Source organism: uncultured Blautia sp. (assembly GCF_902497045.1).
GTDB lineage: Bacteria > Bacillota > Clostridia > Lachnospirales > Lachnospiraceae > Blautia_A.
In genome coordinates this window covers 1-5507 of sequence record NZ_CABVDF010000195.1, presented here as the reverse complement: position 1 = coordinate 5507, position 5507 = coordinate 1, and the positions used below count along the sequence as shown (strand labels likewise).

Annotated in this window: 5 protein-coding genes and 1 other RNA gene; 1 reads left to right on the top strand and 5 read right to left on the bottom strand. The window is 45.7% G+C overall.

Annotated elements, in window-relative coordinates:
• Positions 1-38: 38 nt before the first annotated feature.
• The 5 genes from RDS42_RS11980 to RDS42_RS11960 form a co-directional block, all read right to left on the bottom strand.
• On the bottom strand, positions 39-1154 hold the full coding sequence (locus RDS42_RS11980; RefSeq protein ID WP_331603381.1) for a LacI family DNA-binding transcriptional regulator: 1116 nt from the start codon (positions 1152-1154) through the stop codon (positions 39-41).
• 34 nt (positions 1155-1188) lie between these two features.
• Positions 1189-1785 (bottom strand): recombination mediator RecR, encoded by a 597-nt coding sequence (gene recR, locus RDS42_RS11975; protein ID WP_177276172.1) that lies wholly within the window; start codon positions 1783-1785, stop codon positions 1189-1191.
• Positions 1785-2141 (bottom strand): YbaB/EbfC family nucleoid-associated protein, encoded by a 357-nt coding sequence (locus RDS42_RS11970; RefSeq protein WP_308783864.1) that lies wholly within the window; start codon positions 2139-2141, stop codon positions 1785-1787. Before RDS42_RS11970 ends, recR begins: the two co-directional genes overlap by 1 nt.
• Before the next feature lie 79 nt (positions 2142-2220).
• The gene (gene dnaX, locus RDS42_RS11965) at positions 2221-3828 is read right to left on the bottom strand and encodes a DNA polymerase III subunit gamma/tau (RefSeq protein WP_308783863.1); all 1608 of its coding nucleotides are present in this window, start codon (positions 3826-3828) and stop codon (positions 2221-2223) included.
• 104 nt (positions 3829-3932) lie between these two features.
• Positions 3933-5015, bottom strand: coding sequence for an ATP-dependent 6-phosphofructokinase (locus RDS42_RS11960; RefSeq protein WP_308783862.1), 1083 nt, complete (start codon positions 5013-5015; stop codon positions 3933-3935).
• Between the two features lie 94 nt (positions 5016-5109).
• On the opposite strand from RDS42_RS11960, the gene ffs reads away from it, so the two are divergent.
• An RNA gene (gene ffs / locus RDS42_RS11955) (signal recognition particle sRNA large type) lies at positions 5110-5371 on the top strand.
• Positions 5372-5507: the final 136 nt, after the last annotated feature.

Here is a 5507-nt window from a genome sequence, read left to right as displayed (position 1 = left end):
CTTTTTCAACTTTCTGGAAATCCTTATACATAAAATTATTAATAATAATTTTTACCAGAATATTTATTTTTTGTACTGGCATAGGCAGTTGTCCTGCGGGCGATCAATTTAGGAGTATATTCTATATTATACAGGCTGGTAGGCTGAGGGCCTGTATAAAACTGATCGTTAGTAGTGATCTTGCGGATAATGATGTCACAGGCATCTCTTCCCTTTAAGGCAACAAAATGATCAATGGTCGTAAGAGACAGCCTTCTGATTCCGGAATAAAAAATATTGTCACATCCGATCACCGACACGTCCTTCGGTACCCGAATCCTGGATTTTTCCAGAGCATCAATTGCGCCTATTGCCATCATATCGTTCTGTCCTGCAATAGCTGTAAAATGCCTTCCTTCTTTCAAAAGCTCCAAAGTAAGCTGATATCCCATAGTGTATTCAGAATCCATCCGGGGAATCTGCCTGTCAATAGATTCGTCTGCGGCTTTGATCAGAACATGACCTTCCAGCCCGTCCCGTTCAAACTCTTTCACAAACCCATCGATCCTCCGGGATCTCTGCCACTGCCTCCTGGTCAAAGGCGGTGTGATAAACGCCACATCTCTGTGTCCCAGATCCAGAAGATGACGGGCCATCAGCCGTCCCACCATAGTATTATCCTGATTGATAGCATCTACAGTAGTCGTCTTTTCTTTGTTGCTGATGATCACAAGAGGAATCTCTTTTGCAGTCTCTTCCACTTTTTTCTGGAAATCCGGGTGGGGATTACATGTATAAATAATCCCCTGGGGCTGTATGGTACGGATCATGCGGAGATACTTTTCCTCAAGTCCTGCATTTCTCTGGGTGTTGCAGATAAAAACACCATACCCTTTTTCATTGGCAACTGCCTCGATCCCCTGCAGCAGCAAAACATAATAAGGACTTGTCAAAGTCGGACAAAATACAACGATCAGTTTTTCTTTTTTATTATCTCTGCGGTTCCTTCCTCGAGGCAGCTCATAGCCAAGCTCTCTGGCAGCCTGTTCCACACGCTCCACAGTTTCAGCCGAAAAGGAAACATTGCTCTTTCGGTTCAGGATCATAGACACTGTCGCCTGAGAAACCCCGGCTCTTTCAGCAACCTGAGAGGAAGTTATTTTTTTCTTTGCCACCGGCTTCTCCCTCTTTTCTCTGCCTCATTAAAAATCACAGTTCTACTCTGCCCTCCAATGCACGCAGCAGTGTCACCTCATCAATATACTCCAGGTCTCCGCCTACCGGAACACCGCTTGCGATCCGGCTGACTTTGATTCCTGTAGGCTTGATCAGTTTACTGATATACATTGCTGTTGTCTCACCTTCAAGACTTGAATTGGTGGCAATGATCACTTCTTTTACATCTTTCTGCAGTCGCTGCATCAGTTCTTTCAGCCGGATATCATCCGGCCCGATCCCCAGCATAGGAGAGATCGCACCATGAAGCACATGATACACCCCCTCATATTTGCCGGTTTTTTCATAGGCAGCCAGGTCCCTTGTATTTTCCACCACCATAATGGTTGACGGATCCCGTCGGGGATTGCTGCAAATAGGACAAAGTTCCTGATCTGTCAGCGTACAGCAGTTTTTACAGTAGCGGACCTTTTCTCTTGCCCCGGTAATCGAAGATGTCAGCTGCTCCACCTGGTCCTTCGGCATATTCATAATATGAAAGGCAAGTCTCTGGGCAGATTTTGCTCCGATTCCCGGGAGATGCGAAAGCTGTTCGATCAGCTTATTGATGTGAGTACTATAATATTCCATCAGAATGGAAAGCCTCCTCCAAGACCGCCAAGACCACCTGCAAGCTTGGACATCACAGCAGAAGACTCTTCTTCTACTTTTCTCAGAGCTTCATTGGTTGCCGCTACGATCAGATCTTCCAGCATCTCAATATCGTCCGGATCCACAACTTCTTCAGAAAGCTTTACTTTAGTGATCTCTCTCTTTCCGGAAATGGTCACTTCAACGGCTCCGCCGCCTGCTGCAGCTGTAAATTCCTTTTCTTCCAGTTCCTTCTGGTTTTCTTCCATCTGACGCTGCATCTTCTGCGCCTGTTTCATTAAATTATTCATATTCCCAGGCATTCCCATACCTGGAAATCCTCCGCGCTTTGCCATATTTATCTTCCTCCTGATTTTTACTTTTATACCTACTCTACTATATTTTATTGTTTCCTTTGTGTCAATATGTTTGGAGTCAGGACTCTCCTTCCGGTTCCTCTTCCACCACAACATCCATATGGATATTTTCACGGATAGCCTGGTCTACGGTAATATTAACAAGATTCGTCTGCTGATGATCTTCTGCCACCAGCATATGAAGTTCCACACTTTTTCCGGTCTGTCTCTCTATGATCTGCTTCAGTTCCCGGCAGGCATCCGAATCATCCGGATAGTTTCTTCCCAGAGGCGTCTGAAATTCCACATACAGTACAGGCTCCCCTGTCTCGCCGTTATATTTAGGAATGGATTTTAAAAGAGCCTGCTTAAAAGCTGCTGTAGTCTGTCCCACGATCACTTTCCAGCCGGCAACGATCTTCTGCAGGTCTTCCGGGGCTGCTTTCTGAGCCTTTTTCGGTTCAGGAGCCGTCTCCGGCATTTCTCCGTCTCCGGCCGGTGTCACCTGCTGGACGATCACCTGCCGGGCAGGCGCTTCATCCATGCGCTTTTCCAATACTCGAAGGCGGTCCAGAACAGAATCCATATTGGTTTCCATAGCCGGGCGGCAAAGCTTGATCAAAGCAATTTCAACTAAAATCCTTTTCTGAGTAGCATAACGGATCTGACTGGAAAGTTCAGAAAAAATGCGGATGTAGCGCATCAGAGTATCCACATCTGTCATTTCACTTTCTTCTTTCAGAAGCTTTAGATTTTCAGAAGAAACGTCAATTGCCTCTTCCGGGTTTTCGGAAGTTTTTACCAGAAGAAGATTTCTCATATACCAGGTAAAATCTGCCACAAACTGTCCCAGTTCCCTTCCTCCTACGATCAGATCTTCCAGAATATGAATAGAACCTGTTACATTTCCTGCAAGAACCTGTCTCAAAAGGCTGCTGAAAACTTCTGTATCTACTGCCCCCAGTACCTCCAGTACCTTATCATAAGTAAGCGTCTGCCCCAGATAAAAGGCAATACACTGATCCAAAAGACTCAAGGCATCTCGCATAGATCCGTCTCCGGCCTTTGCCACATAACGTACCGCTTTTTCTTCTGCTTCCACTCCTTCGGCTTTCAGCAGTTCTGTAAGACGGGCAGCAATGGTATCAATCGAAATCCTGTGAAAATCATATCTCTGACACCTGGACAAAATGGTAATCGGTATCTTGTGGACTTCTGTAGTCGCAAGGATAAAAATCACATAGGAAGGCGGCTCCTCCAGTGTTTTTAAAAGAGCATTAAATGCTCCTGTAGAAAGCATATGAACCTCATCGATAATATAAACTTTATATTTTCCTTCTGTGGGACGATAAGTCACTTCCTCCCGGATCTCACGGATATTATCCACACCATTATTGGAGGCAGCATCGATTTCTATTACATTCATAGATGTGCCGGCCTGTATTGCCCTGCACATCTCACACTGGTTGCAGGGACTGCCGTTTACCGGATTCTGACAGTTGACTGCCTTTGCAAGAATTTTTGCCACTGTTGTCTTACCGGTTCCTCTGGTGCCGCAGAACAGATATGCATGACCAATGCGCTCTGCCTTGATCTGATTTGTCAAAGTAGTCACAATATGGTCCTGCCCTTTTACATCGTCAAAATTATCGGGCCTGAATTTTCTGTACAGGGCAGTATAGCTCATAGCTTTTTCTCCTCTCATGGCAACGAAAAGGATGCTGCAAAGCAGATCGGCTCCGTCTGCAGCACCCTCAGTTGTTATTTTTTATTATTGCTTCCCCTTCCGGATCAGTCACCAAAACTGATGCCGATCTGTTTGGCAGCTTTTACTGTCTGATCTTTCGGAGATACCATCTTCAGTTTTCCTGCACATTCTGCCAGAGGAACTCGTTTGATCTTACCGTCAACAACACCGATCATAACACCATAATCCTCGTCAAGGATCGCTTCTGCAGCGCCTGCGCCGATTCTGGTTGAAAGCACACGATCATAAGGGCATGGCTGTCCGCCTCTCTGAATGTGACCCGGAACTGTAACACGAACCTCGCTTCCTATCTCCTTGAAAATCTGATCAGCGATCTCGTAGGAGACAGACGGATATTTCTTTGCTCTTGCTTCCAGTTTTTCTTTATATTTTTTCTTTGGAAGCTTGGCATCCTCTTTGGATATCGCACCTTCAGCAACAGCAAGGATCGTAAACCTCTTGCCTGCTTTATTCCTTCTCTGGATCGCTTCTGTAACCTTCTTAATATCGTAAGGAATCTCAGGGATCAGGATGATATCTGCTCCGCCTGCCAGTCCTGCATGAAGAGTAAGACTTCCCACTTTATGTCCCATGATCTCTACAATAAACACGCGGCCGTGTGAAGTAGCTGTAGTATGGATGCAGTCAATTGCATTGGTGGCAATATCCACAGCGCTCTGAAAACCAAAAGTCATATCTGTACCAAAAATATCATTATCAATCGTTTTGGGCAGATGAATAACATTCAGTCCCTCTTCCCTTAAAAGATTCGCTGTCTTCTGGGTGCCGTTACCGCCCAGAATCACCAGACAGTCCAGGCAGAGCTTATAATAAGTCTGCTTCATAGCCTCTACTTTATCAAGTCCCTTTTCGTCCAGAACCCGCATCAGCTTAAACGGCTGTCTTGAAGTTCCAAGGATTGTTCCTCCCTGTGTCAGGATACCTGAAAAATCTTTTGAAGTCAGCATACGGTATTTCCCGTAGATCAGGCCTTTATAACCATCGTCAAAACCATAAACCTCCAGGTCATCCACTGCATTGGACAGTGCCTTTACCACACCACGCATAGTGGCGTTCAAAGCCTGACAGTCGCCGCCGCTTGTCAGCAATCCGATTCTTTTAATCATAATGACGCACCCCGCTTTGCTTAATAGTTTTTCTCTATTATATAATACTTTTGCCCCTCTTGACAAGACTGCAAAAATCGTCTATACTTAAATTCCGCGCAGCCGGGGAGTTAGCGGTGCCCTGTACCTGCAATCCGCTACAGCAGGGGTGATGCCAATCTGAGGCTTGTATTTTGCAGAGCTGCCCTTTATAAGCGGCGCTGACGTCTGGGTCTCACGCAACAGGAATCTGTGAACCGTGTCAGGGCAGGAATGCAGCAGCACTAAGCAGAAGCTCTTGTGTGCCGTGAGGGTGCCTGGGCCGAGTTGGCTGTAAAGGTAACGTCTGTGGATGCATTCCGAGGTGCGGCGCGCGTAAAAAGAAAAACAGCTGTCATTTCCTTATAGGAAATGGCTTTTTTGTTTTTATAGATCAAAAAGGAGGAGCCTTTCGACACCAATGTCATTTAGTTAAGACATTAAGCAGATGTATTCCTATCAGGCAGAGGTAGA

Bases quoted from the DNA above. Each gene is read 5' to 3' on its own strand.
- recR (WP_177276172.1), bottom strand. From the start codon at position 1,785: ATGGAATATTATAGTACTCACATCAATAAGCTGATCGAACAGCTTTCG.
- RDS42_RS11970 (WP_308783864.1), bottom strand. From the start codon at position 2,141: ATGGCAAAGCGCGGAGGATTTCCAGGTATGGGAATGCCTGGGAATATG.
- dnaX (WP_308783863.1), bottom strand. From the start codon at position 3,828: ATGAGCTATACTGCCCTGTACAGAAAATTCAGGCCCGATAATTTTGAC.
- RDS42_RS11960 (WP_308783862.1), bottom strand. From the start codon at position 5,015: ATGATTAAAAGAATCGGATTGCTGACAAGCGGCGGCGACTGTCAGGCT.